Origin of the sequence: Streptomyces sp. NPDC093221, from assembly GCF_044753885.1 — a bacterium.
Lineage (GTDB): Bacteria > Actinomycetota > Actinomycetes > Streptomycetales > Streptomycetaceae > Actinacidiphila.
Genome location: NZ_JBIVOA010000001.1, coordinates 733,218 through 757,111, shown reverse-complemented (window position 1 = coordinate 757,111; position 23,894 = coordinate 733,218). Strand labels below are relative to the sequence as shown.

At 72.3% G+C, this 23,894-nt stretch carries 19 protein-coding genes, 1 tRNA gene and 1 pseudogene; 15 read left to right on the top strand and 6 right to left on the bottom strand.

Features of this window, described 5'->3' with window-relative positions:
• Positions 1-65 precede the first annotated feature (65 nt).
• The 9 genes from ACIQCJ_RS03365 (at position 66) to ACIQCJ_RS03325 (ending at position 6,005) form a co-directional block, all read left to right on the top strand.
• Positions 66-374, top strand: coding sequence for a hypothetical protein (locus tag ACIQCJ_RS03365; RefSeq protein ID WP_402710558.1), 309 nt, complete (start codon positions 66-68; stop codon positions 372-374).
• The gene (locus ACIQCJ_RS03360; RefSeq protein ID WP_402710557.1) at positions 371-562 is read left to right on the top strand and encodes a hypothetical protein; all 192 of its coding nucleotides are present in this window, start codon (positions 371-373) and stop codon (positions 560-562) included. The genes ACIQCJ_RS03365 and ACIQCJ_RS03360 overlap by 4 nt, the downstream gene beginning before the upstream one ends.
• Positions 563-582: 20 nt before the next feature.
• A complete protein-coding gene (locus ACIQCJ_RS03355; RefSeq protein WP_402710556.1) occupies positions 583-1,227 on the top strand; it encodes a hypothetical protein in 645 nt (214 codons plus the stop codon).
• Positions 1,221-1,646 carry a DUF6292 family protein gene (locus tag ACIQCJ_RS03350; protein WP_402710555.1) on the top strand — a complete coding sequence of 142 codons (426 nt, stop codon included), beginning with the start codon at positions 1,221-1,223 and terminating at the stop codon, positions 1,644-1,646. The genes ACIQCJ_RS03355 and ACIQCJ_RS03350 overlap by 7 nt, the downstream gene beginning before the upstream one ends.
• An 89-nt stretch (positions 1,647-1,735) precedes the next feature.
• Positions 1,736-2,641, top strand: coding sequence for a bifunctional DNA primase/polymerase (locus ACIQCJ_RS03345; protein WP_402710554.1), 906 nt, complete (start codon positions 1,736-1,738; stop codon positions 2,639-2,641).
• Positions 2,638-3,000, top strand: a complete 363-nt coding sequence (locus tag ACIQCJ_RS03340) for a hypothetical protein (RefSeq protein ID WP_402710553.1) — start codon at positions 2,638-2,640, stop codon at positions 2,998-3,000. Before ACIQCJ_RS03345 ends, ACIQCJ_RS03340 begins: the two co-directional genes overlap by 4 nt.
• Positions 2,997-4,118 carry a DUF3631 domain-containing protein gene (locus tag ACIQCJ_RS03335; RefSeq protein ID WP_402710552.1) on the top strand — a complete coding sequence of 374 codons (1,122 nt, stop codon included), beginning with the start codon at positions 2,997-2,999 and terminating at the stop codon, positions 4,116-4,118. The genes ACIQCJ_RS03340 and ACIQCJ_RS03335 overlap by 4 nt, the downstream gene beginning before the upstream one ends.
• A gap of 243 nt (positions 4,119-4,361) precedes the next feature.
• Positions 4,362-4,562 carry a helix-turn-helix domain-containing protein gene (locus ACIQCJ_RS03330; RefSeq protein ID WP_402710551.1) on the top strand — a complete coding sequence of 67 codons (201 nt, stop codon included), beginning with the start codon at positions 4,362-4,364 and terminating at the stop codon, positions 4,560-4,562.
• 57 nt (positions 4,563-4,619) lie between these two features.
• Entirely contained in the window at positions 4,620-6,005 is a 1,386-nt protein-coding gene (locus ACIQCJ_RS03325; RefSeq protein WP_402710550.1) for a tyrosine-type recombinase/integrase, read from the top strand.
• Positions 6,006-6,052: 47 nt separating this feature from the next.
• Here the strand turns inward: ACIQCJ_RS03325 and ACIQCJ_RS03320 are convergent.
• The 5 genes from ACIQCJ_RS03320 to ACIQCJ_RS03300 all read right to left on the bottom strand — a co-directional run bounded on the left by ACIQCJ_RS03320 (position 6,053) and on the right by ACIQCJ_RS03300 (position 13,878).
• Positions 6,053-6,126, bottom strand: a tRNA-Thr gene (locus tag ACIQCJ_RS03320).
• A 107-nt stretch (positions 6,127-6,233) separates the two neighbouring features.
• Positions 6,234-7,799, bottom strand: a complete 1,566-nt coding sequence (locus ACIQCJ_RS03315) for an alpha/beta fold hydrolase (protein ID WP_391120290.1) — start codon at positions 7,797-7,799, stop codon at positions 6,234-6,236.
• Between the two features lie 96 nt (positions 7,800-7,895).
• On the bottom strand, positions 7,896-8,936 hold the full coding sequence (locus ACIQCJ_RS03310; protein ID WP_402710549.1) for a hypothetical protein: 1,041 nt from the start codon (positions 8,934-8,936) through the stop codon (positions 7,896-7,898).
• Between the two features lie 464 nt (positions 8,937-9,400).
• On the bottom strand, positions 9,401-10,612 hold the full coding sequence (locus ACIQCJ_RS03305) for a DNA polymerase III subunit delta' (protein ID WP_401856114.1): 1,212 nt from the start codon (positions 10,610-10,612) through the stop codon (positions 9,401-9,403).
• Positions 10,613-11,568: 956 nt separating this feature from the next.
• Positions 11,569-13,878 carry an asparagine synthase-related protein gene (locus tag ACIQCJ_RS03300; protein WP_402710548.1) on the bottom strand — a complete coding sequence of 770 codons (2,310 nt, stop codon included), beginning with the start codon at positions 13,876-13,878 and terminating at the stop codon, positions 11,569-11,571.
• A gap of 970 nt (positions 13,879-14,848) precedes the next feature.
• Here ACIQCJ_RS03300 and ACIQCJ_RS03295 point away from each other — a divergent pair.
• The 6 genes and pseudogenes from ACIQCJ_RS03295 to ACIQCJ_RS03270 form a co-directional block, all read left to right on the top strand.
• Positions 14,849-16,264, top strand: coding sequence for an MFS transporter (locus ACIQCJ_RS03295; RefSeq protein WP_188283634.1), 1,416 nt, complete (start codon positions 14,849-14,851; stop codon positions 16,262-16,264).
• A gap of 226 nt (positions 16,265-16,490) precedes the next feature.
• Positions 16,491-17,741 (top strand): L-2-hydroxyglutarate oxidase, encoded by a 1,251-nt coding sequence (gene lhgO, locus ACIQCJ_RS03290; protein ID WP_355336277.1) that lies wholly within the window; start codon positions 16,491-16,493, stop codon positions 17,739-17,741.
• Positions 17,742-17,898: 157 nt separating this feature from the next.
• The gene (gene trmB / locus ACIQCJ_RS03285) at positions 17,899-18,804 is read left to right on the top strand and encodes a tRNA (guanosine(46)-N7)-methyltransferase TrmB (RefSeq protein ID WP_402710547.1); all 906 of its coding nucleotides are present in this window, start codon (positions 17,899-17,901) and stop codon (positions 18,802-18,804) included.
• 321 nt (positions 18,805-19,125) lie between these two features.
• On the top strand, positions 19,126-20,709 hold the full coding sequence (locus tag ACIQCJ_RS03280) for a PrsW family intramembrane metalloprotease (protein WP_402710851.1): 1,584 nt from the start codon (positions 19,126-19,128) through the stop codon (positions 20,707-20,709).
• A gap of 843 nt (positions 20,710-21,552) precedes the next feature.
• Positions 21,553-22,002 (top strand): very short patch repair endonuclease, encoded by a 450-nt coding sequence (locus ACIQCJ_RS03275; protein WP_402710546.1) that lies wholly within the window; start codon positions 21,553-21,555, stop codon positions 22,000-22,002.
• Positions 22,003-22,153: 151 nt separating this feature from the next.
• A pseudogene (locus ACIQCJ_RS03270) lies at positions 22,154-22,456 on the top strand (TMEM175 family protein); the annotation flags it as partial.
• Between the two features lie 199 nt (positions 22,457-22,655).
• On the opposite strand, the gene ACIQCJ_RS03265 reads toward ACIQCJ_RS03270, so the two are convergent.
• Positions 22,656-23,894 (bottom strand): hypothetical protein, encoded by a 1,239-nt coding sequence (locus tag ACIQCJ_RS03265; RefSeq protein ID WP_402710545.1) that lies wholly within the window; start codon positions 23,892-23,894, stop codon positions 22,656-22,658.

The following is a 23,894-nucleotide window of genomic DNA, read 5'->3' as shown; positions in this document are numbered from 1 at the left end:
ATCAGGTTCCTAGCCTCTAGCGGCCCACCTGCGAAAACCCCGTCAAAGCCCTGAAAGGGCCCGTCATGACCCCCGTACTCGCCGCTATAGCTCTCATCCTACTCTTCACGCTCGGTTACGTAGCACTCTGTGCCGGGCAGCCGTTCGCCCGCTGCCGCAAGTGCTCCGGACTCGGCTTCGCCCTGACCACCACCCGCTCCGGCAAGCCCAAGCGCGGCAAGCACTGCCGCCGCTGCGACGGCCACGGCATCCGCATCCGCGCCGGCCGCCACGCCTACAACGCCTGGCGCCGCACCTACGACCGCGGCACGACTGCGGACCAACCCACCACCCACGCAAGCCCGTTCACCTCGAACCGGGGAGACCGCACATGATTCTGTCCGTCTCCGCCGTGCTGCTCTTCGGCACCGGCACCGCCCTGGCCATCCGCTACAAGTCCACCAGCTTCGGCGCCGCCCTGGTGGTGTTCCTCTTCGGCTTCTACGCCGCAGCCACCGGAGCCGCCGCCCCCATCACCGACATCGTCAACGCCACCGCACAGGCCATCGGCCAGATGCGCTGACCCCGCAGGAGGGCACCACCATGAACGAGCCCTTCACCACCCCGCCCGGTGCCAACACCCCCATCACCTACCGGCACTGGGCCGCCGGCCTCGCCCCCAAGGCCGTGCCCGCGCTGGCGACCTCTACCGTGCTGGCGCTGGCGCGGATCTGGAATGCCAACGGCGCGCAGCACTCGATCGGGGACGCGTCCGTGATGGGGGTCCTCGCGGTGGGTGCCGCGTTCGCGGGGAACGCGCTCGCCCGCGGTAACAACGGCGAACCGGTCGCTGCCGCGGTCGGCTTCACCGCGTCCGGCACCTTCGCGCTCACTGGAGTCGCCGCGTACAGCGACGGCTTGCCTTTGCCGTTGCTGCTGTGGTCCGTCGCCACCGTGCTGGCCTACGTGCTGGCCTACCGGCACTGGCGCACCGACCACCGCGACACCACGGCATACGACCGGGCCACCAGCGACCGGCGCGAAACACAGCACCACGTCGAAACCGTCGAAGTCATCCGCGCCCGCGCCGCCGTGGAAACCGCCCGCGCCGGAGGCGACTACGCCACCGCACTCGCCGCAGCCCTCACCGCCCGCGCCGCGATGCCCGGCTACGACCCTGCCGCGCTCACCGCGGCCGGACTGCCCGAACTGCCCACCGCCGATCTGTCCAGGGGGAACCCTTGCTGAACTATCACAACGCACACCAGCCCTACATCGCCGCTGTGGTCAGTGCCCTGACGGCCGCGGGGATCGGCGTCACCGACTGGTTCGCCGACCCCAACGACCCCCGCGACGCCTGCATCACCCTCGCCACCTATGCCACCGAACCCCACTACCCCGGCGAGACGATCGTTCTGACCTGGACCGAGGAAGCGGGCTGGCTCATCGGAGGCGGCCAGCCCAACGAACTCCTTGACTGGGTGGGCGAACTCGACACCCGCGACGTGCTGCCCACACCGCAGCAGGTCGTCGTCATCGCCCAGACCGCTTTCACCGCGCCGACCCGGACGCTGCACGGCCTGGCACCCGTCTACCGCGAGTTTGTCGACGACAACGACGGCTTCGAACAGCGCCTCGCCTCCTACGACACTCACCCCGACGCCTGACTTCACCCGGAACGGCCGCTCTCTCGGCAAAAGACCGCGGCCGTTCCGGCTCCTCCGCTCCACTACCAAGGAACAGGAGTAGTCCCAGCATGACCCAACACCCTGCCCGCGCGCTGCTGTCCGCAGCATTAAGTGCTGCCGAACGCGGCTGGCCCGTCATACCGCTTCGCCCCGGCCGCAAGTACCCCGCCCTGCACGGCGGAACTGCCTGCCCCCGGACCGGCGACTGCACCAATGGGCACCGCAAGTTCGAGCAACGCGCCACCACCGACGCCGCCCGCATCCACCGATGCTGGAACAGCGGCCCGTACAACGTCGGGATTGCCACCGGCCCGGCCGGATTGCTGGTGGTGGACCTCGACACCCTCAAGGCCATGGACTCACCGGACACGCCTGACGGCGCGCAATCCTTCCTGGCGCTCTGCGAGCGCGCCGGACAGGCCGTCCCCCTCACCCGCCGCATCCGGACCCCGAGCGGTGGTGAGCACCTGTACTTCACCACCCCGCCCGGGGTCCGCCTGTCCAGCACCAAAGGCACACTCGCACCGATGATCGACACCCGCGCATGGGGCGGACAGGTCGTCGCCTCGGGAAGCATCACCCCTCAGGGCCTGTACGCGGTGTCAGACGACGCTCCCGTTGCAGCACTGCCCCACTGGCTCCACAGCGCCCTGACGGTCCATCAGAAGCCCACCACGACACCGATCCGGCACGCTGTCGCCCGGAACACCGGCCGTCTCGCCGCAACGGTGCTGGAACGCGAAACGGCATCCGTCGCCGCGACCGGCGAAGGATCACGTAACAGCGAACTGCTGCGCGCGGTGCGGGCCGTGGGCAGATTCGTGGCATGGGGCGACCTCGACCGCACCGCTGTGGAAGCGGCTTTTCAGGCGGGGGGCGAGTCGACGGGTCTGCCGGCGTCCGAGTGCCGCGCCACCATCCGCTCCGCTCTGGATTGGTCGATTCGCACCGCCCGGCCGCGGGAGACCACATGAGCACCCCGGAACCCCGCCGCCGCCTGAAAAGCCTCACGTCCACCCCCGCCCGCGCCCGCCCCGCCAAACCGGCATCGGCGTCCACCGGGGGTGATGCGCCGAAGGTCGCCGCCGAAGGCGTCCCTTCAGCCCTTGTCACTGGCCCGAGCCCGGCCCGTGAACCCCAGGTGATCGGGTGGCTTCACATCGTGCTGCCCACGAGCTGGCGCAAGGAGCCCCGGGCCACGTCGCATTGCGGCTGCGGACGCCACATCACCGCCCGCGGCCATGACGACGTGATCGCCCTGGTCACTGCTCACGCCGAACACCGCACCCTGTGCACGCTGCACACCGCATCCGAACGGAGGCAGGCAGCATGAACGACAACGGCGCCGAATTGCTGGACGAGGTCGAAGCCTTCCACCGCCGGTTCAACGTCTTCCCCCTCGAAGCCGCCTACGTGGCCGTGGCGTTGTGGGACGCGCACGCGCACCTGATCGACGCGTTCGACTCCACTCCCCGCATCGCGTTCCTCTCCCCCGAACCGGGATCCGGGAAATCCCGGGCGCTGGAGGTCATGGAGACCCTGGTCCCCAACCGGATGATGGCCGCCGACGCCACCGCCAACGCCATGTTCCGGGCGGTGTCCGCCACCGAGACCCGTCCGACGATCCTCTTCGATGAGGTGGACGCGGTGTTCGGGCCCAAAGCGGGAGGCGACGAACAGCTCCGGGCGTTCATCAACGCCGGACACCGCCGCGGCGCCGGAACCTGGCGCTGCGTCGGCGACGGCTCGAACCAGACACCCACGGAATTCCCGTCGTTCTGCGCGCTGGCCATGGCCGGACTCGGCTCGCTCCCCGACACGATCCTCACCCGCTCGGTCATCATCCGCATGCGCCGCCGGGCGCCGAACGAGGTCGTGGAGCCGTGGCGCAAGCGCCTGCACGAACCGCAAGGGCACGTGTTGCGCGATCGGCTGAGCAAGTGGGCGGGGAGCGTCCGCAAGGTTGTTGACGGGGCGTTTCCCGAGATGCCTGAGGGTGTCACCGACCGGCCGGCCGATGTGTGGGAGCCGCTGCTTGCCGTCGCGGACGCGGTCGGAGGGCACTGGCCCGAGCGGGCCCGCGCAGCGTGCCTGGAACTGGTCACCGCCGCACGACAGGACGACAAAGCCAGCCTCGGCATCAAGCTCCTCACCGACCTGCGCGACCACGTGTTCAACGGCGCCGACCGCATGCCCACCGCGCACATCCTCATCAGCCTCAACACGCTGGACGAGTCGCCGTGGGCCGACACCGCCGGCAGGCCGCTGGACGCACGGGGCTTGGCGAAGCGGCTCGGGGAGTACGTCACCGCCGACAACACCCCGGTCAAAGCACGCAACATCAAGACCGGCGACGGGGTGGTCAAGGGCTACTACGCCCACGATCTCGCCGACGCGTGGAGCCGGTACTGCCCTCCCACCCCCGAAACATCCGCTACCTCCGCTACCTGATCTTCAAAACACCCCCTGAGCTGCACGGACGCGGTAGCGGATACGCCCCGGCTATCCGCTACCCATCCGCTACCAGCACCCCGCATCCGCTACCCGGCACCGCCACCGGTAGCGGACGCATCCGCTACCGCTACCCCCATCCGCTACCTGATCAAGCCCCTGACCAGGGCGGTAGCGGAGGTAGCGGCAGTAGCGGACTTGACGGGAGGGGGAGCCCTCCCCGCTCACCTAGGAGCCACCTACATGAGCACCGCCACCGCGCCGATACCCCGTCTCCTCTACCGCCCCGAAGATGCAGCCGAAGCCCTGTCGTTGGGCCGTTCCACCATCTACGAGCTGATGGCGGACGGCGCGCTGCGATTCGTCAAGTGCGGGCGCTCCCGTCGCATCCACCACAGCGAATTGGAGCGCTTCGCCGCAAGCCTCACCGACCAACCCCACTGAATAGACCGCGAAGAGGCGGCCCGACGCAACGGCCCGCCTCTTCGCGTCGGAGGAACCGTGAGCCCACGCAAAGCCAACATGGAGTCGTCCATCTACGAGGGAAACGACGGCTGGTGGCACGGCCGCGTCACCATGGGCGTCAAGAGCGACGGCAGTCCCGACCGCCGCCACCGCAGGGCCAAGACCGAGCCTGAAATCAAGCGCAAGGTCAAGGAACTGGAGACCCTGCGCGACAAAGGACATGCTCCGAAGGCAGGTCGAAAGCCCACCGTTCAGAGGTGGATGGAGACCTACCTCACCGACATTGCCAGCTTGACTCTCAAGCCCCGTTCTCTGGACGACTATTGGTCCAAGACGCGCAACGACATCATTCCCGGAATCGGGCAGCACCGGCTCGACAAGCTCGGTCCGGAACACCTTGAGCACATGTACCGGGTGATGCTCGACGCCGGACACGCCCCGTCTCACGTGCTCAAGGTGCATCGCATCCTGTCGCGGGCCCTCAAGATTGCCCACCGCCGCCGCCTCATTGCCGAAAACGTGGCCACACTCGTTGACCCACCAACCGTGGATGAGACCGAGGCGAACCCGTTCACCATCGAAGAGGCGAAATCCTTCCTCGCCGCGGCGACCAAACGCGACACGTTCATGCGCTGGGTGGTCGGGGTCGGCATGGGCTTCCGGCAGGGCGAATCCCTTGGTCTGCGGTGGCAATACGTGGACCTCGACAACGAGCTGTTCCACCCGCAATGGCAACTCCAGCGGCTCACGTGGCGTCACGGCTGTACGGACCCGCACGAATGCGGTACTCGGCTGCACCGATTCGGTCCCTGCCTGCCGGACTGCGCGACTCACAAGGGCTACAAGCGGGGGTGCCCGAAGCCGTGCACCAAGACGTGCACGGGGCACGCAAGCGCCTGCCCGGAGCGCAAGGACGGAGGTCTCCGCTTCACCCGTCCCAAGACGAAGAAGAGCCGGAATCAGGTGCCGATCCCGCCTCCTTTCATTCCCTACCTGCGCACGCACAAGGAACAGCAGGAGGCAATGAAGGCCGCCGCGGGCGAAGCCTGGCAGGAGTGCGGTGCGGTGTTCACCCGGCCGGACGGCCGGCCGCTGGACCCGCGCGCGGACTGGGAGGAGTTCAAGGAGCTTCTTGCCGAGGCAGGGATCGACGACCGGCGGCTTTACGACGGAAGCCGCCACACCGCCGGCACGATCCTCAACGAGCTGGGCGTGGACATCGTGACCATCATGGAGATCCTGCGGCACACGCAGATCAGTCAGACCCGCCGCTACGTCAAGGGCAGGTCGTACCTCTCGAAGGACGCAATGGGCCGCATGGGCGACACCTTCATGCCGCAGGTCGCGGCCCCTACTGAGACCAGAACTGAGACCGCAGACAGCAAATCGGCGCGCGCGCAGCGGCGGCGGCGCATCCGGTGAAGGCAAAAGCCCCAGGTCACGGCGAGTGAGTCCTGGGGCTTTCGCGGAGCCGCCTTCGGGATTCGAACCCGAGACCTACGCATTACGAGTGCGTTGCTCTGGCCAACTGAGCTAAGGCGGCGCGCTGCGCCTTGATGCCAAGGGTGGCAGGCGCAGCGGCGCCAAGTCTACAGGGTTCCGGGGGGTGGTTCGGACCGTTGGGGGATCAAGGGGGGTGCAGGTCAGGGGTTAGGTGCACTTCTGGTCTTTGGGGGGGACGGTGTCGTCGAGGAGGTAGGCGTTGACGGCGGTGTCGATGCAGTCGGAGCCGCGGGCGTAGGCGGTGTGGCCGTCGCCGTCGTAGGTGAGGAGGTGGCCGGAGGAGAGCTGGGAGGCGAGGGAGACGGCCCAGGCGTACGGGGTGGCGGGGTCGCGGATGGTGCCGACGACGAGGATCGGGGCGGCGCCCTTGGCCTCGATGCGCTGGGCGTGGCCGGTGGACGGCAGGGGCCAGTAGCCGCAGATGAGGGAGGACCAGGCCAGGGTCGTACCGAAGTGCGGGGAGGCGGCGCGGAAGGAGGGGAGGGCGCGTTCGACGTCGGCCGGGGAGGACAGGGCCGGGGGCAGGTCGAGGCAGTTGACGGCGGCGTTGGCGTACATCAGATTGCTGTACTTGCCCTTGTCGTCGCGCTCGTAGTAGCTGTCGGAGAGCTTGAGCAGCGGGCCGCCGTCATCCTTGAGGGCGCTGGCCAGGGCCCCGCGCAGGGTCGGCCAGGCGCCCTCGTCGTACATCGCGGCGATGACGCCGGTCGTGCCGAGGGCCTCGGTGAGCGGGCGGCTGGTGCCGGTGGAGAGCGGGTGGCTGTCCAGGGAGGCGAAGAACGCGTCGAGGTGCTTGCCCGCGTCGTCGGTGGACGTCGTGCCGAGCGGGCAGTCGGAGCGTTTGACGCAGTCCGCCGCGAACGCCTTGAAGGCGACCTCGAAGCCGCCGGCCTGGGCGCGGCTGCTCTCCAGCGCGCCGACGGAGGGGTCCATGGCGCCGTCGAGGACGAGACGGCCGACGCGCTGCGGGAAGAGCCCGGCGTAGGTGGCCCCGAGGAAGGTGCCGTACGACTTTCCGACGTACGTCAGTTTCTGGTCGCCGAGCAGCGCGCGCAGGATGTCCATGTCGCGGGCGGACTCGACGGTCGAGACGTGGCCGAGGATCTTGGCGGAACGCTTCTCGCAGCCGTTGGCGAAGCCGCGGTCGGCGGTGACGAGCTTGTTGACCTCGGCGTTGTCGTCGGGCGTGGTGTCGACGGCCGTGAACGCGTCCATCTGCGGGTCGCTGAGGCATTCGACGGGCTCACTGCGGGCGACGCCGCGCGGGTCGACGGCCGCCATGTCGTACCGGGAGGTGACCGCGGTCGGGTAGCCGAGGGCCGCGTACTGGAGGTAGTCGATCGCCGAGCCGCCGGGGCCGCCGGGGTTGACCAGCAGCGAGCCGAGCCGTTTGCCGGGGCCTGTCGCCTTCTTGCGGGCGACGGCGAGCTTGAGGTCGTCGGCGGTGACGGGGTGCGCGTAGTCCAGCGGGACCTTCATGGTCGAGCACTGGAAGCCGGGGACGCCGCAGTCGTGCCACGACAGCTTCTGTCCGTAGTACGGCGCCAGGTCCGCGGGGCTCTCGGACGGCAGCGGTTTGAGCGAGGTGGTGGCGGGGACCGGCGACGACGCCGCGGCCTTGTGCCCGCCCCCCTCTGAGGTGCATGCGGACAGCAGCAGTCCGGTCACCGCGATCACGGTGGCCGGGATGCGGAGCAGGCGCTTGGAGTGCATCGGCGGCTCGGATCCTCCCGTCGGGTGCTTGCGAGCGTATCGGCCGGGGGGCGGGGACAGACGCTCAAGCTGTCCCCTTACGAGTGATACGCACGATTATGAGCGTTTGAGGGGGGTGGGGGTGGGCGCCGCCCCGGTCGCGGCGTGGGCTTCCGGTACGGCTGTCGCGTGACGGGCCTTCGATACGGCCGAGGCGGCTTTACGGCTCGGCCCCTCCAGCTTCTCCGTCAGATACCCCGCGACCAGTGCGTACATCTCGCGCCGCACCCGTACGCCGTCGATGATCCGGACCTGGTCGCCGCGCGGGCGCAGGGCGGCGCGCAGGCGCAACGCCGAGGCGCGCGGGGCCAGTTCGCCGGTGGTGGCGGCCAGGAGCAGGGCCGGATGCGGGCCCGCTGCCGGGGCGAGCGGCGGATACGTACCGGAGATCCCGGCGGCGGCGCGGTACCGGCCCGGGTGGCTCAGCGCCTCGTGCACCGCGCAGGGCGCCTGCGCGCCGAGGCCGATGACGGCGTGCGCGCCGCTCGCGGGCAGCGCGCGGAAGTGGCGGGCGGCCTCCGCCAGGACGGCGACCGGGTCCTGACCGCAGTCGCGCGGCATGACCAGCAGGAACGGATTGGCCAGGCCGCGCTTGGCCTGTACGGCGAAGCCCTCGAAGAGGTCGGGGGCGCCGGTGGCGGGCAGGTGCGCGAGGACGACGGGGTACGCGAGGCTCGCCGCGCCCGTCGACTCGTAACGCGGCGGCAGCCAGACGCGGATGCCGTCGCGCAGTTCCATCAGGGTGCCGCCCGCCGGGTGGCCGACCGTACGCATCTCGGGCGCCGGCGGGGCGGGGGCGGGGGTACGGCTGGGGGCGGGCGGCACGGTGGCCGTGGCCTCGGCCGACTCCCCGGCGGGGGCCCGGTCGGCGCGGCCGGTGTCGCGGGAGTCGCTGAGCAGCGGCACGGCGAGCGACAGGGCGGTGAGCGCCGCGACCCCGGCCGCCCCCGCGCGCAGGGCGGTGCCGAGGCGGTCGGCGGGCAGTTCGTACGGCCGCCCGGCGCGCTCTGACCACCAGTGCCGCAAGGCGCGGTGGGCCAGCAGTACGGCGGCGGCGGTCGCCGCGAGCAGCAGGACGGACAGGACGACGTCGGCCACGGCGGAACCCCTCGGGTGCGGGTGCGCTCCCGCTGGGACGGTGCGGCCGGGTACGGGGGCTGGTCCTCGGGCCGGGGCCTTGGACCAGGTTCTTGTGCCTGGGCCTGGGCCTTGGTGTTGGACCGGGGCCTTGGGCCGGACCCTTGGGCCTGGTCGGGTCCTCGGGTCGGTCCTCGGGGTGGGATGCCCCCCGGGGCGGTTGGTGATTCCGTACGGCGGCGGAAGCGCGGGAACGCTGTCTGCACCTTGCAACGGCTGCGGGCCATGGGGTGGGAGACGTTACGGGGGCGGGGGCGGGATCACCCGGACGGACCAAGGGGGTGGCCTTCCGGCGGATGAGCTCCGGACCGCCGGGGTGCCCTTCCGGCGGACGAACTTTCTGGCCGCCGGGACCCTTCCGGAGGACGAACCCCGGACCGCCGGGGACCCTTCCGGAGGACGGATCCCGAGCCGTTGCTCGGCCCTCAGCCCGCTCGTAGCGCCAGGGTCATGGCCTCCACCGCCAGCAGCGGGGCGACGTTACGGTCCAGGGCGTCGCGGCAGGCGAGCACGGCCTCGATCCTGCGCAGGCTGTTCTCCGGCCGGGACGACGACGCGATCTGCTCGATGCCCTCGCGGACCTCGGTGTTCGCGATGCCGACCGCCGAGCCGAGCTGCAACGACAGCACGTCGCGGTAGAAACCGGCGAGGTCGGTGAGCGCGAGGTCGAGGGTGTCGCGCTGCGTACGCGTCGAACGCCGCTTCTGCCGGTCCGCCAACTCCTTCATCGCGCCCGCCGTGCCGCGCGGCATCCGGCTGCCCGCGCCCGCCGCCGCGCCGAGGGCCGCCCGCATCTCCTCGGTCTCCTTGCCGTCGACCTCCTCCGCGACCGCCTTCGCGTCCTCCTGCGCCGCGTCCACCAACTCCTGCGCCGCGCGCAGGCACCCGCCGATGTCCGCGACCCGCAGCGGTACGCGCAGCACCGCGGCGCGGCGGGACCGTGCCGACTCGTCCGTCGCCAGCCGCCTCGCACGCCCTATGTGGCCCTGGGTCGCCCGCGCGACCCGCTCCGCCAGCGCCGGGTCGATGCCGTCGCGCCGCATCAGTACGTCCGCGACCGCCTCGGCCGACGGCGTACGCAGGCTCAGCAGCCTGCACCGCGAACGGATCGTCGGCAGCGCGTCCTCCACCGACGGCGCGCACAGCAGCCACACCGTGCGGGGGGCGGGCTCCTCGACGGCTTTCAGCAGTACGTTGCCCGCGCCTTCCGTCAGGCGGTCCGCGTCCTCCATGACGATGACCTGCCAGCGGCCTCCGGCCGGGGACAGCGCGGCGCGCCGCACCAGGTCACGGGTCTCTTTGACGCCGATGGAGAGGAGGTCCGTGCGGACGAATTCCACGTCGGCGTGGGTGCCGACGGCCGTGGTGTGGCAGCCGTCGCAGAAGCCGCAGCCGGGGGCGGCGCCGAGGGCTCGGTCGGGGCTGACGCATTGGAGTGCGGCGGCGAAGGCTCTGGCGGCGGTGGATCGGCCCGAGCCGGGGGGGCCGGTGAACAGCCAGGCGTGCGTCATTCTTGACGCCTCGGGTTGTGGACGGCCTTCTTCGTGGGCCGTCACCAAGGCGTTTGCGTCTGCCGCCGCCGCTGATAGCTCCGCGACTACGCGCTGCTGGCCGACGACGTCGTCCCATACCGTCATGTCGACCTCCCTTCGCCTTGTCCCCGTCGGTTCCCCGAGGACCATTCTGCGTCACCCCACTGACAGGGGTGGGCGCCTTTGCGGTGCCTGGGCCTTCCCACCCGCCCACCCGTGCGGGTGCTTTCTTCGTCTGCGGGTGCCGCTTGTGCCTGGTCGGTCCCGGCCCGGGGCACCTCCTCGGGCGACGAACCTGCGGCCACCTGCGCCTGCTTCTGCCCCTGCCCGTTCGTCCCCCTGCGGGGGCACCCCGCACCGACCCCTCCGGTCCATCGGCGCCCGCCTGTCCGCTGTAGCTGAGGAGGGAGGGGTGGCAGGGGGTGCGGCCCCTGCGCGACCGACCGTCCACCCGGGGCGGGAGGAGGGGGCGGGTGGGGTGCCGGACCTGTACGCCAGACGGTCCGTGGGGGTGGCCGGGCAGGGGGGTGGGTGGGCTCGGGTACGCCGGCGTCCGACGGTCCACTGTGGTGGCGGAGGAGGGGGTGGGTGGGAGCCCGACCCCTGCGCCACCCGACCTCCCGGCGGGGCGGCGGAAGGGGGTGGGGGGAGGTGCGGGAGGTGCGTGGTCGACGCCCCGGCGGCCGACGGCCGACGGGGCGTGCGGGACCTGCGGGGCGTCCGGGTGGGGGTAACCGCAGGGGGCGTAGTTGGGCGCTTGGGGAAGGGCCCGAGCTCCGCGGCCCACCGGGAGGGGCCACCGGCGCAGGGCGGCACGCTGAAAAGACCCCCTAACCTCCCCGGCCACCCCCACCGGACCGTCGGACGCCGACGTACCGGGAGGGGACGGGCCGGGGTGCCCCCGCAGAAATGCGGTGACAAGAAGGGCACCGGATACGCGGGACCAGGTAGCCGCATTTCGAGGAGGTGCCCCGGACCGGCACCGACCCAGGCACAAGCGGCACCCGCAGACGAAGAAAGCACCCGCACGGGTGGGCGGGCGGGAAAAGGAGAACGCGACGTCAGAGGGAGAGGCGCTGGACGCCGGAAGAGAGGGCGCGGGGATCAGTGGGAGTGGCGGGATCGGTCCAGCACGACCCCCGCCGCGCAAGCAGCCGCCGCAGCCAGACCTCAGTGGCGACAAGGTCGCCCAACCCGTCGAGATCCGCCGGCACCCCACCCCCGTCCGCGACAGCGACCAGCGCGGAGCGCACCACGCGAGCGTCGATGAGCCCGGCATCGGCAAGCAGCGGCGCGTCAAAAAGGTCCAGAAGGTCGTCCAGCGCCAAGCGCAACCCCGTGCGGGCCGCCGCGGCAGCGGTGGAGTGGGAGTTGGCGCCCCACCCCGGCGGCAGGTCACGGACCCCGGCGCCTTCGAGGACGTCGCGCAGGACGTCGGCCCGGGCGCCGGGCCGTACGCGAAGGGCGCCGGGCAGCGCCCGGCAGGCCCGGACGACCTGGTTGTCGAGGAAGGGCGCGTGCAGCCGCTGGCTGGGCACCGCCGCGGCCTGCTCGAAGGCGCGGAAATCCGCGGCGGTACGCGCCAGCACGGCGCGGGCGCGCCGCTCCCCCGGCCGGTCCATCGGCCACGGCCGCCGCGCGGCGTCCTGGAGGCGTACCGACACCTCGGCCAGCGCCTCCCCGGTGAGCCAGCGGGCGGCGGGCCCCGGCCGTACCCAGGTCATCGCGGCGAGGGACGCGGCCAGCGGCCCACTGCCGGCGGAGCCGAACTCGTGTCGCTGGAGCCGCGCCGCCGCGTCCTCCACACCCTGTTGATACGGGGTGCGGGCCAGCCGCCGGGCGGCGCGGTAGACGGTGATCGGCACGGTGAAGGGCACGAGCGCGGGGTGCCCGAGGGCCCCGTCGGCGCGGGTGAGCGCGGCCACCGGCCGTACGAGGTGGCGGCGGCGCCGGTCCATCAGGAGGTCGGCGAGCCGCGCGGGATGCGCGTCGAGGACCTGCCGGGCGCCGTATCCGATGAGGTGGTCGGCGCCGCCCGCGGCGAGCCGCCGGCGGTTGCGTTCGGCGTCGACGAGGGAGGGGGCGGGCTCGTCGGTGAGCGCGCCGCCGCCGAGGTCGGCGTACGGCAGCGCCTCGGGGCCGCCGGGGACGACGACGTGCCGCAGCCGCGGGTCGGCGCCCATGATCCGCGCCCGCTCCAACTGCGCTTCCCTGGAGTGGAGTCCGCCGCCCGAGGGCTCCCCGCCGGAGGACCCCGGAGGTCCGCCGCCCGCGAGGTCGTTGAAGGTGACGGCGAGCAGCCGCTCCCCCGCGAGGGAGCCGGGCGCGCCGGGCAGCATGCCGGGGTTGCCGGGCAGCCCGGCGGCGAGCAGCGCGAGCGTGGCGGAGGCGCTGCCGCCGGAGAGGTCGGCGCCGATGCCGGGCGCGGGCCCGTCCCCGGGGTCGGGTACGAAGCGGGCCTGGGAGAGCCTGGCGCGTACGGCGTCGACGAGCGCGTCCCGTATGCCCTCGACGGCCGCGGTGGCGTCGGCGTTGTTGGTGGGCTGGTGGCCGACGGCCAGCGAGGTGGTCTGTTCGTAGCCGCTGATCTCCGGGGCACCGTCGCGCAGGATGAGCGCGTGGCCGGGCGGGACGCGGCGGACGCCGAGGTACGGGGTGCCGTCGCCGAGCGCTTCGGGCGAGTCGGGGCAGGCGAGGAGCGCGGCGAGGTGGGTGACGTCGAGCCCGGCCTCGATGAGGTCGGCGAGCGGGAGGGCGGCGGTCGCGTACGCCGTACCGCCCGCCCAACGGGTGTGGAAGACCGGCCTGGCCCCGGCGAGGTCGCCCAACACGGTGATGCGGCGGCCGAGTTGGAGTACGGCGGTGTAACTGCCCGACCAGGCCGTCAGATGGCGCAGCGCGCCGCCGCGGGCGGCGACCAGGCCGAGCCGCAACTCGGCGTCGCTGGCGCCGCATCGGCCGAGTACGGCGAGCCGGGCGACGGTGTGCGGGGCGCCCCCGCCGTGCCCGTTGCCATGGGAGCCGTTGCTGTGGGAGCCGTTCGAACCGCCGCCGCCCCGGGCGCCGTTGCGGTACGCGCCGCCGTCGCCGTACGCGGCACCCGCCCCGCCGTACGTGTCGCCGTAACCGTCCCCGTAGGCCGCGCCCGCGGAGCCGTACGCCGCACCTTTGCCGCCGCCGAAGGCGTACGCGGCGCCGCCGCCCGGATCGGCCTGGACGACACGGACCTCGTCGGGCCGCCAGTCACCGACGGCCCACAGCGGATCCGGTTCCGACCACAGGAGTTGGGCACCGACGGGCAGGAGCGTACGGGTCCTGCTGCCGGGAACGGGACCCGCGGTGGCACTGCTCCACCCCACCAACCACCGCATCGCCGCCTCCACAGGCTGTGGACAGCCGGTACGCGGGGGGCCGCTCTGCCGCCGCCCCACTGCTCTACCGCTTCGCTGCCACGTCTGACGTCCGAAAGACCATGCTGCCACGTGAAGGCGCGCAAAGCGGCGCATGGGTGCACCAAGGAGCGCCGGGTCGCGCGCTGAGGGCAGCCGCGAGGCGAGTGTGAAACACGCATCAGCCGAAACGTCTGATTCGCGCCAAAGTCTGCGGCACATGCCGGAGTTGATATGCCGGAAAGCCACGTACGCGACCAGGGACCGGTTGAGGACCGTTCGAGGTCGGCATGCGGGACATTAAGGGCACGTTCCGGCGCGGGCGGGGGCGGTGAATGTGGTGAAGGAGACAGTGGTGAGGGCCGTGGAGAAGGTGTGGAGCAGGTGTGGACCGCTGGTGGAGCACCTCCCGCGGACGCCGGGCGGCGCGGGCGGGGCCGGGCGCGGGCGCGCCGTCGCGGAGAGGCTTCGGCGCAAGGGGAGGTCCACGGCCCGGGAGGGCGCTGACGCACCTCCCGGGCCGGTCCGCCGCCCGCGGGGATTGTGGCAACGGAACCCCCTGGCCCGCCGTACCACCGCCATAGCCGCCTGCCGGGGCCGCGGGCCGACCCACGGACCCTATGCAAGCGCCGCCGTCCCGGACGGCACAGAGCGCACGGCCGGGCGCACGGCCACATATACCGGGAGCACGGTCCAATGAGGTGGCGAGTAAGGGGCAGGAATCTCGCCATCCGGGACGAGACTCTTAACGGTCGGGATGCGGCGAACTACGCTGGGTGTACCCGGTTCGCACACGTACGCGCGGCTCGGGTGTCCGGCGCATGCGCCGCACCGGCCGCCGAGCGGTCACCGCGGTGGCTGAATCGGGCTCCAGGGGAGGGTGACCCCCGTACCCCACGACAAGACCAGGCCGGCCGGCCTGCCCCCCAGCGGCATCACGAGGTGAACCGCAGTGAACAGAGAACACCGCGGGCCGAACGAGAAGCTCGGCACCCTTCTCGCTCTGGCGGGCATCAGCAACGCCGGACTGGCCCGCAGGGTCAACGACTTGGGCGCCCAACGCGGCCTGACCCTGCGTTATGACAAGACGTCGGTCGCCCGGTGGGTGGCCAAGGGCATGGTTCCGCAGGGCGCCGCGCCGCATCTGATCGCGGCGGCGATAGGCGCCAAGCTCGGCCGTCCCGTGCCGCTGCACGAGATCGGTCTGGCCGACGCGGACCCGGCGCCCGAGGTCGGCCTCGCCTTCCCGCGCGATGTCGGCGAGGCGGTGAAATCGGCCACCGATCTGTGGCGGTTGGATCTCGCCGGACGGCGCGGACCCGGCGGCACCGGCATCTGGCAGAGCTTGGCCGGATCTTTCGCAGTGAGCGCTTACGTGACCCCCGCGTCGCGCTGGTTGATCACCCCCGCGGACGCCACCGTGGCCCGCGACGCGCCCGCGCCGGGCATGAACCACGTCGGTCACAACGACGTGACCAAGCTCCGCGAAGCCGCCGAGGACGCCCGCCGCTGGGACTCCAAGTACGGTGGCGGCGACTGGCGTTCGGGCATGGTCCCGGAGTGCCTGCGGGTCGAGGCGGCGCCCCTGCTGCTCGGTTCCTACAGCGACGACGTGGGCCGCGCGCTGTTCGGCGCGACCGCCGAACTCACCCGTCTCGCCGGGTGGATGGCCTTCGACACCGGCCAACAGGAGGCCGCCCAGCGGTATTACATCCAGGCGCTGCGGATGGCCCGCGCCGCCGCCGACGTACCGCTCGGCGGTTACGTGCTCGCCTCGATGTCGCTCCAGGCCACGTACCGCAACTTCTCCGACGAGGGCGTCGACCTCGCCCAGGCCGCGCTGGAGCGCAACCGCGGTCTGGCGACCGCCCGCACGATGAGCTTCTTCCACCTCGTGGAGGCCCGCGCGCACGCCAAGGCGGGCGAGGCCGCCGCCTGCGGGGCCTCGCTGGCCGCCGCGGAGGCGTTACTCGAGCGCTCCCGCGAGGGCGACGCCGACCCGCAGTGGCTCGGCTTCTACTCCTACGACCGGCTCGCCGCCGACGCCGCCGAGTGCTACCGCGACCTGCGCGTCCCGCGCCAGGTGCAGCGCTTCACCGAGCAGGCCCTCGCCCGCCCCACCGAGGAGTTCGTCCGCTCCCACGGCCTGCGCCTGGTCGTCTCCGCCGTCGCCGAACTGGAGTCCGGGAACCTGGACGCCGCGTGCGCCGCGGGCACCAAGGCCGTCGAGGTCGCGGGGCGCATCTCCTCGGCCCGCACCACGGAGTACGTCCGCGACCTGCTGCACCGCCTGGAGCCGTACAACGACGAGCCGCGGGTGCTGGAGCTGCGGGAGCGGGCCAGGCCCTTGCTCGCGGCCCCGGCGTAAACGATTCAGCCGGGCGGGACGGCAGGCGCGGGCGGGCGGACCGGCGGCGCGGGCGGGCGGACCGGCGGCGCGGATGCGCCAGCAGCGCGGGAAGGTCGGCAGCACGGGCGTAGCGGCGGCGCGGGTGTGCCAGAAGCGAATTCCGGGCCGTCCGGCGGTTTCCGGCCGGTACGGCGTTTGAGGAGCGGGCCGCCGGGCTATGAGGGCCCCACAGGCAGGAGGCGTCATGACCCGCAGCACCGCACCCGCCTCCCGCCCGGAGGATGTCCTTGTCGTGGGCGCGGGCATCATCGGCCTCTCCACCGCCTACGCGCTCACCCGCGCCTCCCCCGGCATCCGCGTCACCGTCCTGGAGAAGGAACCGGGCCCCGCGCGCCACCAGACCGGCCGCAACAGCGGAGTGATCCACAGCGGCATCTACTACCGCCCCGGCTCCCTCAAAGCCCAGTACGCGCTGGCGGGTTCGGCCGAGATCGGCAAATTCTGCGCCGAGCACGGCATCCCGCACGAGACCACCGGCAAGCTCATCGTCGCCACCGCCCAGGCCGAACTCCCGCGGCTGCACGCCCTGGTCCAGCGGGGCCGCGAACACGGCATCCCAGTGCGGGAGTTGGGCCCGGCCCAGATCGCCGAGTACGAGCCGAAGGTCGCGGGGCTGGCCGCCATCCACGTCGCCACCACCGGCATCTGCGACTTCCGCGAGGTCGCCGCCACCCTGGCCCGGCTGGCCGGGGACGCGGGCTGCCGGGTCCGCTACGGCGAGCGGGTCCGTACGATCGAGCGCCGCGCCGACGGCCTGGTCGCCGTCCGCAGCAGCGACGCCGAGGGCCGCCCGCGCCCCGAGATCCGTACGAAAGTGCTGGTCAACTGCGCGGGGCTGCACAGCGACCGGATCGCGGAGCTGGCCGGGGACGACCCGGGCATGCGGATCGTGCCCTTCCGCGGCGAGTTCTACGAGCTGATCCCGGTCCGCCGCGGGCTGGTGCGCGGTCTTGTCTACCCGGTGCCCGACCCGGACTTCCCCTTCCTCGGCGTCCACCTGACCCGCGATGTGCACGGCGGCGTCCACCTCGGTCCGAACGCGGTGCCCGCGCTCGCCCGCGAGGGCTACCGGCGCGGCACCGTGGGGCTGCGCGACCTCGCCGCGACCGCCCGCTTCCCCGGCACCTGGCGGATCGCCCGCCGCCACTGGCGCCAGGAGGCGGGCGAGATCCACCGCTCGCTGTCCAAGCGCGCCTTCACCGCCGACGCCCGCCGCCTGCTGCCCGCGCTGCGCCCCGGCGACCTCGTCCCGGCCCCCGCCGGAGTCCGCGCCCAGGCCGTACTCCCCGACGGGACCCTCGTCGACGACTTCCTCTTCGCCGGGACCGCCCCCTTCGTCCACGTCCTCAACGCCCCCTCCCCCGCCGCCACCGCCTCGCTCCCGATCGGCCGCGAGGTTGCCCGCCGGGCCCTGGAGGCCCTGCGCGCCGCGTAGCCCCGCGGACGGCGTTCACGGTTCGCGCCTGCGCCCCCGGCCGCCGTACGGCCCCGGACCTGGCCTTACGCGGCGCGTCCGCGCACCGGTACGTGAGCCCGTACGCCGCTGGCAGCCGCTCCGGGGGCCGCGGGCGCCCCGTAGAATCGACGGCATTGTGTCCACGTCACCCACTCCCCCCGCCACGCGTACGAGCGCGCCCGCCGTACGCGAGACCGATGCCGCAGCCCTAGCCGTAGCCGTCGCCGTAGCGGAATCCGTCACGGAAGCCGACGCCGAAGCCGTCACGGAAGCCGACACGGAAGCCGTTGCCGGAAAGGCCGTCTCCGGCGTCGGCAAGCAGCAGCGCTTTCCCAGCGGGCCCGCGCCCGATCCGGCGGGGTCGCGGGAGGAGCACCGGATCAGGTCGTTCCATGCCCGGCGGGGGCGGATCACGCAGGCGCAGGCCGCGGCGATCGAGCGGCACTGGGAGGCGTGGGGGGTGGAGCTGGACGGCGCGCCGCTGGATCCGGGCGCGCTCTTCGGCGACTCCGAGCCGCCCCTGGTGCTGGAGATCGGCTTCGGGATGGGGGACGCCACCGCCGCGATGGCGGCGGCGGACCCGGCGACCGGCATCCTGGCCGTCGATGTGCACACCCCCGGCCAGGGGAATCTGCTGGCGCTCGCCGACCGCCTCGGCCTGACGAACGTCCGGGTGGCCAACGGCGACGCCGTCGTCCTGCTGCGGGACATGCTGCCGCCCGCCTCGCTCGCGGGCCTGCGCGTGTACTTCCCCGACCCCTGGCCGAAGGCCAAGCACCACAAGCGGCGGCTGATCCAGCCGGACTTCCTGGCCATGGTGCTGCCCCTGCTGCGGCCCGGCGCGGTCGTGCACTGCGCGACGGACTGGGAGCCGTACGCCGAGCAGATGCTGGAGGTGCTGGCGGCGGAGCCGGGGCTGGCGAACCGGTACCCGGCGGAAGGTTTCGCCCCCCGGCCGGACTTCCGGCCGATGACGAAGTTCGAGCGGCAGGGGCTGGCGAAGGGGCACGTCGTACGCGACCTGCTGTTCACCCGTATCTGAGGGAGGCGGCGGGGGGTATCCTGCGCAGGCGCGTGGGGCGCGACGTGCGTACGGGCGCGGGGCGCGACCGGCGTACGGGCACGGGGCGCGTACGGGCGCGGGGGACGTCCGGCGTACGCGACCGGCGCGCGCTCCGGGAACCGTCTCCTGGCCCGCCCCTGGTCTCGTCCCTGGCCCCGTCCCTGGCCCGGTCCCTGAGCCGCCGCCGGAACCGCCCCTGACCCGCCCGTTCGGGCCGGGCAGCGGCGGTCACCTGCGCGAACCGATGCCGACGCACCCTCGCGTACGGCCGCCCGGCCCCCGTACTGTCGACGGGTGTCCATGTTTTCGCACCCGGCTGCCGGGGCCGCGGGTCCTCAGGAGGCCGCTGCCCTGCCCGTGTCGGGGCCGCCGCCCGGGTCCGCCGCGCCGGGACCGCAGTCCGGGACCGCCGGATCGGGCTTCGACGGATCAGGTTCCGCCGGATCGAGTTGCGACGTATCCGGTCGCGACGTATCCGGTCCCGACGCGTCGGAGGCCGCACCCGCCGGGCCGCCGCCCGGATTCGCGCCCGCGCCCGCTCCCGAGACCTGGCAGTACGCGCCCCGCCGTCCGTTCTGGGAGAGCCGGGCGGTCCGTACGGGCGCGCTGTTCACGGCACTGGCCGTCTGCGGTGTGATCATCCTCGCGGTCGTGCGCCAGCACATAGGCACCGAGAGCTTCCTGGTCGGCCTGGTGCTGGCCGTCCTGCCGGTGCCGTTGCTGGTCTGGGCGTTCCTGTGGCTCGACCACGTGGCGCCGAGCCCCTGGCAGAACGTGGTCTTCGCCTTCTCCTGGGGCGCGTGCGCGGCGACCCTCGTCGCGCTGTTCGCCAACGAGTACGGCGCCAAGCTGATCGCCACGACCTTCTCCGCGACTCCGACGCAGACCGACCACTGGGGTGCGACCTTCGTCGCGCCGCTGGTGGAGGAGACGGCGAAGGGCGCCGCGCTCCTGCTGCTCTTCCTCTTCCGGCGCCGTCACATCGAGTCCGTCGTGGACGGCATCGTGCTGGCGGGGCTGGCCGCGACCGGCTTCGCCTTCACCGAGAACATCCTGTACATCGGCTCGGCCTTCGGCGAGGACAAGGCGCTCGGCTCCTCCGTACTCGACTCGGCGACCGCCGCGACCTTCTTCGTCCGCGTCCTGATGACGCCCTTCGCGCACCCGCTCTTCACGGCGATGACCGGCATCGGTTTCGCCATCGCCGCCACCAGCCGCCCGCGCAGTGTGTGGCGCTGGCTCGCGCCGCTCGGCGGCTGGCTGCTCGCGATGGTGCTGCACGGCCTGTGGAACAGCTCCTCGATGCTCTCGCCCGTCGGCTTCCTGACCGTCTACGTGGCCGTCATGATCCCGGTCTTCGGCCTCGTCGTCTGGCTCGCCTTCTGGGCCCGCGCCCGCGAGTTGCGCACCATCCGCACCAACCTCCCCGTCTACGCCGCCGCCGGCTGGCTGACGCTCCCCGAGCCGACCGCCCTGGCCTCGATGAAGGCCCGCAGCCAGGCCCGCGACACCGCGCGCCGCTACTACGGCGAGAGCGGGGCGCGCGCGGTACGCGACTACACCGCCTTCGCCACGCACCTCGCCTTCCTGCGCGCGGCGGCCACCCGCGGCATGCCCGCGCCGGACTTCACCGCGCGCGAAGCCGAACTCCTCCATCACCTCTGGCAGCGCAAGTCCCTGGTGCGAATCCCGCTCGCCCAGGCCGCGACGCCGCACCTCCCGCCCGCCGCCTGGGCGGCACCCTTCCCGCATCCGCGCCAGGCCCCGATGTGGGGTCCCCGGCCGTGGGACGGCCAGGCACCCGGCCAGTGGGGTGCGCCCGGCGGATGGCACGCGCAGGCGCCGGGCACGTGGGGCGCCCCCGGACCCGGCAAGCACCGATAATCTCCGCACCTCGCGCCCACCGCGTCGCCCTAGCCTCCACCACGGCTCGCACCGCGCCCGCATTGCCCTCGATCGCGGCGAGTTGTCACCCAGTCCGCGAGCCTGCGCAAGAGCCTGGCTCCAGCGACTCGGCCCGCGAGGCGTCGAACACCGTAGCCGCCCTGCTGTGCGGCACGCGGGACGACGAGCGCATCGAGCGGCGGAACCTCTACGTGCTGCTCTCCAAGAAGATCAAGCGCGTCCTGGTGACGCGGCTGCGGGCCGACTCCGACGAGGTCCAGACATACGAGGACGCCGGGCTGCGGTCCATCGCGCTCGACCGGGCGATGCCGTCCGGATCCCGCGGGACTTCTCGCTCGCGGGCTTCGACGACGTGCCCTTGGCCTCGTACACCACACCGGGGAGCACGACGGTGAGCCAGTACGTCGAGGCCATCGCGGCGGCGCCGACGGACTGAGGGCCGTCACGGCCGCAGAGCCTCGCGGTCCGGCCGTACAACAGGCGACTCCGTGCAAGGAATTGGGAGGTGAAGAGTGCCATGACGTGGCGCGCCGGAAAAGAAGGACGGCTCGAGAGGGGCGACCGCTGCCCTGACGGTGAACGGACCTGATTCCAGGCCGCGGATGTCAGGGAACGCACGGCGTAAAGCGGTATAGGCCGCTGGCCCGCAGACCGCCGTGCGTCTGTATTCGCCACCGCCTGGTCACACGCAGAAGTAGGCTTGAGTCGCACAAAGGAGCTCGACGGGGGACTCTGGGACGCCGTTGACCCGCAGCCGGCTCGGAGCGGCCTTGAGAATTCAGGACGCTCAAGGTCCAGGGGAGACGCAGGAGTAGTTGCCGTATGGAGGCAGGGTGGGTAGCGCCCGAGGGGTCCTGGGCGTCTTCTGAGAGCCGGCGGCGGAATATGCAGGCCGTACGGAGCCGGGATACCGGGCCTGAGTGGCTGGTCCGGCGCCTGGTCCACGCGCGGGGGCTGCGCTACCGCGTCTCGGCTCGCCCCCTGCCGGACCTCCGCCGGACAGCCGACCTGGTGTTCCGGCCGGCGAAGGTCGCCGTCTTCATCGACGGCTGCTACTGGCACGGCTGCCCTGAGCACTACGTCTCGCCGAAGACCAACGCGGGCTATTGGTCGGAGAAGGTCGCCAAGAACATGGCGCGGGACCAGGACACGAACGAGCGCCTCACCGATGCCGGTTGGACGGTGCTGCGTTTCTGGGAGCACGAGTCACCGGATGCCTGCGCGCTCACGATCGCCGCTGAGGTCGACAAGCGCCGGGCACGGCGTAGCTGACGGAACCCTGGATGTCCCCGCCCACGAGCGCGGGACGCGTCTTCCGCGCCTGCGTGGGGCGGCTGGGCTGAGAGTGGTGTAGTAATGCGCTCTGGCCGGAGTCGTCGCGGGGCCGGAAAGCGGGTCGCGCCACAGGGAAGTTGGGCATCTTTTGGGGACCTCGGAGAACGAGCAAGGGCATGAGACGCGGGCGGCGGAGCGGCTGATTTTGTTTTCGGACGCGGTGGTGGCGATCGCCATCACGTTGCTCGCGTTGGAGTTGCCGGTGCCGGAGGGGCACGATGTGTCGGAGTTCTGGCACTCGGTGCGGGCGGATGACGGGCATTACCTGGCGTTTTTGATCAGTTTCGTGGTGATCGCGATGGCGTGGGGCGAGCACCACAGGGTGTTCAGGACGGCGCTGCGGGTCGATACGCGGTTGCGGAAGATCAACATGGTGTGGCTGATGATGATCATCCTGAATCCGTTCGCGACGAAGATGCTGATCGAGGAGGGGCACGACACCGTCGCCACGCATGCGCTGCGGTGGGGTTTCTACGCGCTGTTGCAGGTGCTGGCGAATGTCACGCTGCTCGCCCTGACGTATTACCTGAAGACGCTGAACCCCGCGGGAACGGGCGCCGGGGTGGACGGGAACGAGGGGTCGTACGGGGTCATCGTCGGGTTCGGTCTGTCCATTCCGGTGTTCTTTGCGACGACGCACGCGTGGGTGCTGTGGATTCTCGGTCCGCTGCTGGCCCGGCGGGTGTACCGGCGTTTCTGGGGGCGGGGCGACCGGGAGTTGCGCGGCGCGTGAGGGCGCGGGCGGCGGCGGCCAGGAGGACGAGGGCGGCGAGGGCGAAGACGGCGCTGCCCGTCAGGGCGAGGGACAGGGGGACGTCGAGGGTCGGGGACTGCGTGAAGCCGACCCAGGCGTAGGTGAGGACGGCGCCCGCGGCGAGCGCGAAGCGGTGGGCGGCGGACCACGCCGGGCTGCGGGACCAGCGGAGCGCGAGGCACACGAAGGCGGCGACGGCCAGCAGCCACAGCGCGGGGTCGGTCCAGTCGGGGACGCCGGAGGGGAGCAGGCCGCCGCGCGCCCAGTAGAGGGACGTGGCGGTGAAGGCCGCGGCGCCGACGTGCCAGGGGCGGGGCGTACGGGCCGTCGGGCGGGTCGCCGGGCGGGCGGGGAGCGTGAAGGCCAGCGCGATCAGTACGAGAATGACGGCGCCGCAGCCGATGAGCCGCGCGGGCGAGGCCATGAAGTGCTCGCTGTGCTGCTGCGCGACGGCGAGGAAGAGCGAGTCGGCGACGAAGGCCGTGGCGACCAGCGGCAGGCCGATGTTGCCCAGCCACGGCCGGATCTCCCGTCCCGCGCGCCCGCCGCCCCACGCGAAGGTCTCCACGATCGCGATCGGCACGCACACGCTCCAGACCGTGTGGATCGACAGCACGTCCTCGATCATCCCGACGCTCGTCCCGAGGAACGGCACGTACGTCCCCGCGTACGCGCCCGCCATGTCGAACCCGCCGTAGTGCGGATTCCACAGCATCTGGTCGATCGGCCCCTCCTCGACCAGGGCGTATGCCGCCGCGAGCACGATCATCGTCGGCCAGCCCCGGCCGAGGCGCCGCGCGCACTCGCGGATCAGTACGGCGCCGCCGCCGTACATCGGCGCGAGGATCAGGACGGACGGCAGCGCGGTGACCGGCTGGTTGCCGAGCAGGAACTCCCCGATCAGGGGAGAGAGGAAGAAGAGGGCCACCGCGAGCCGGAGACGGTGATACGGGCGCCGGTCGTGCAGGCGCCGGTCGGCCGGGCGCGGGTCGGCCGGCGGCCGGTACGCGGATACGGTCCGGGGGTCGGATACGGTCCCCGGCCGGGAGTCGGCCCCAGGTTCGGATACGGTCAC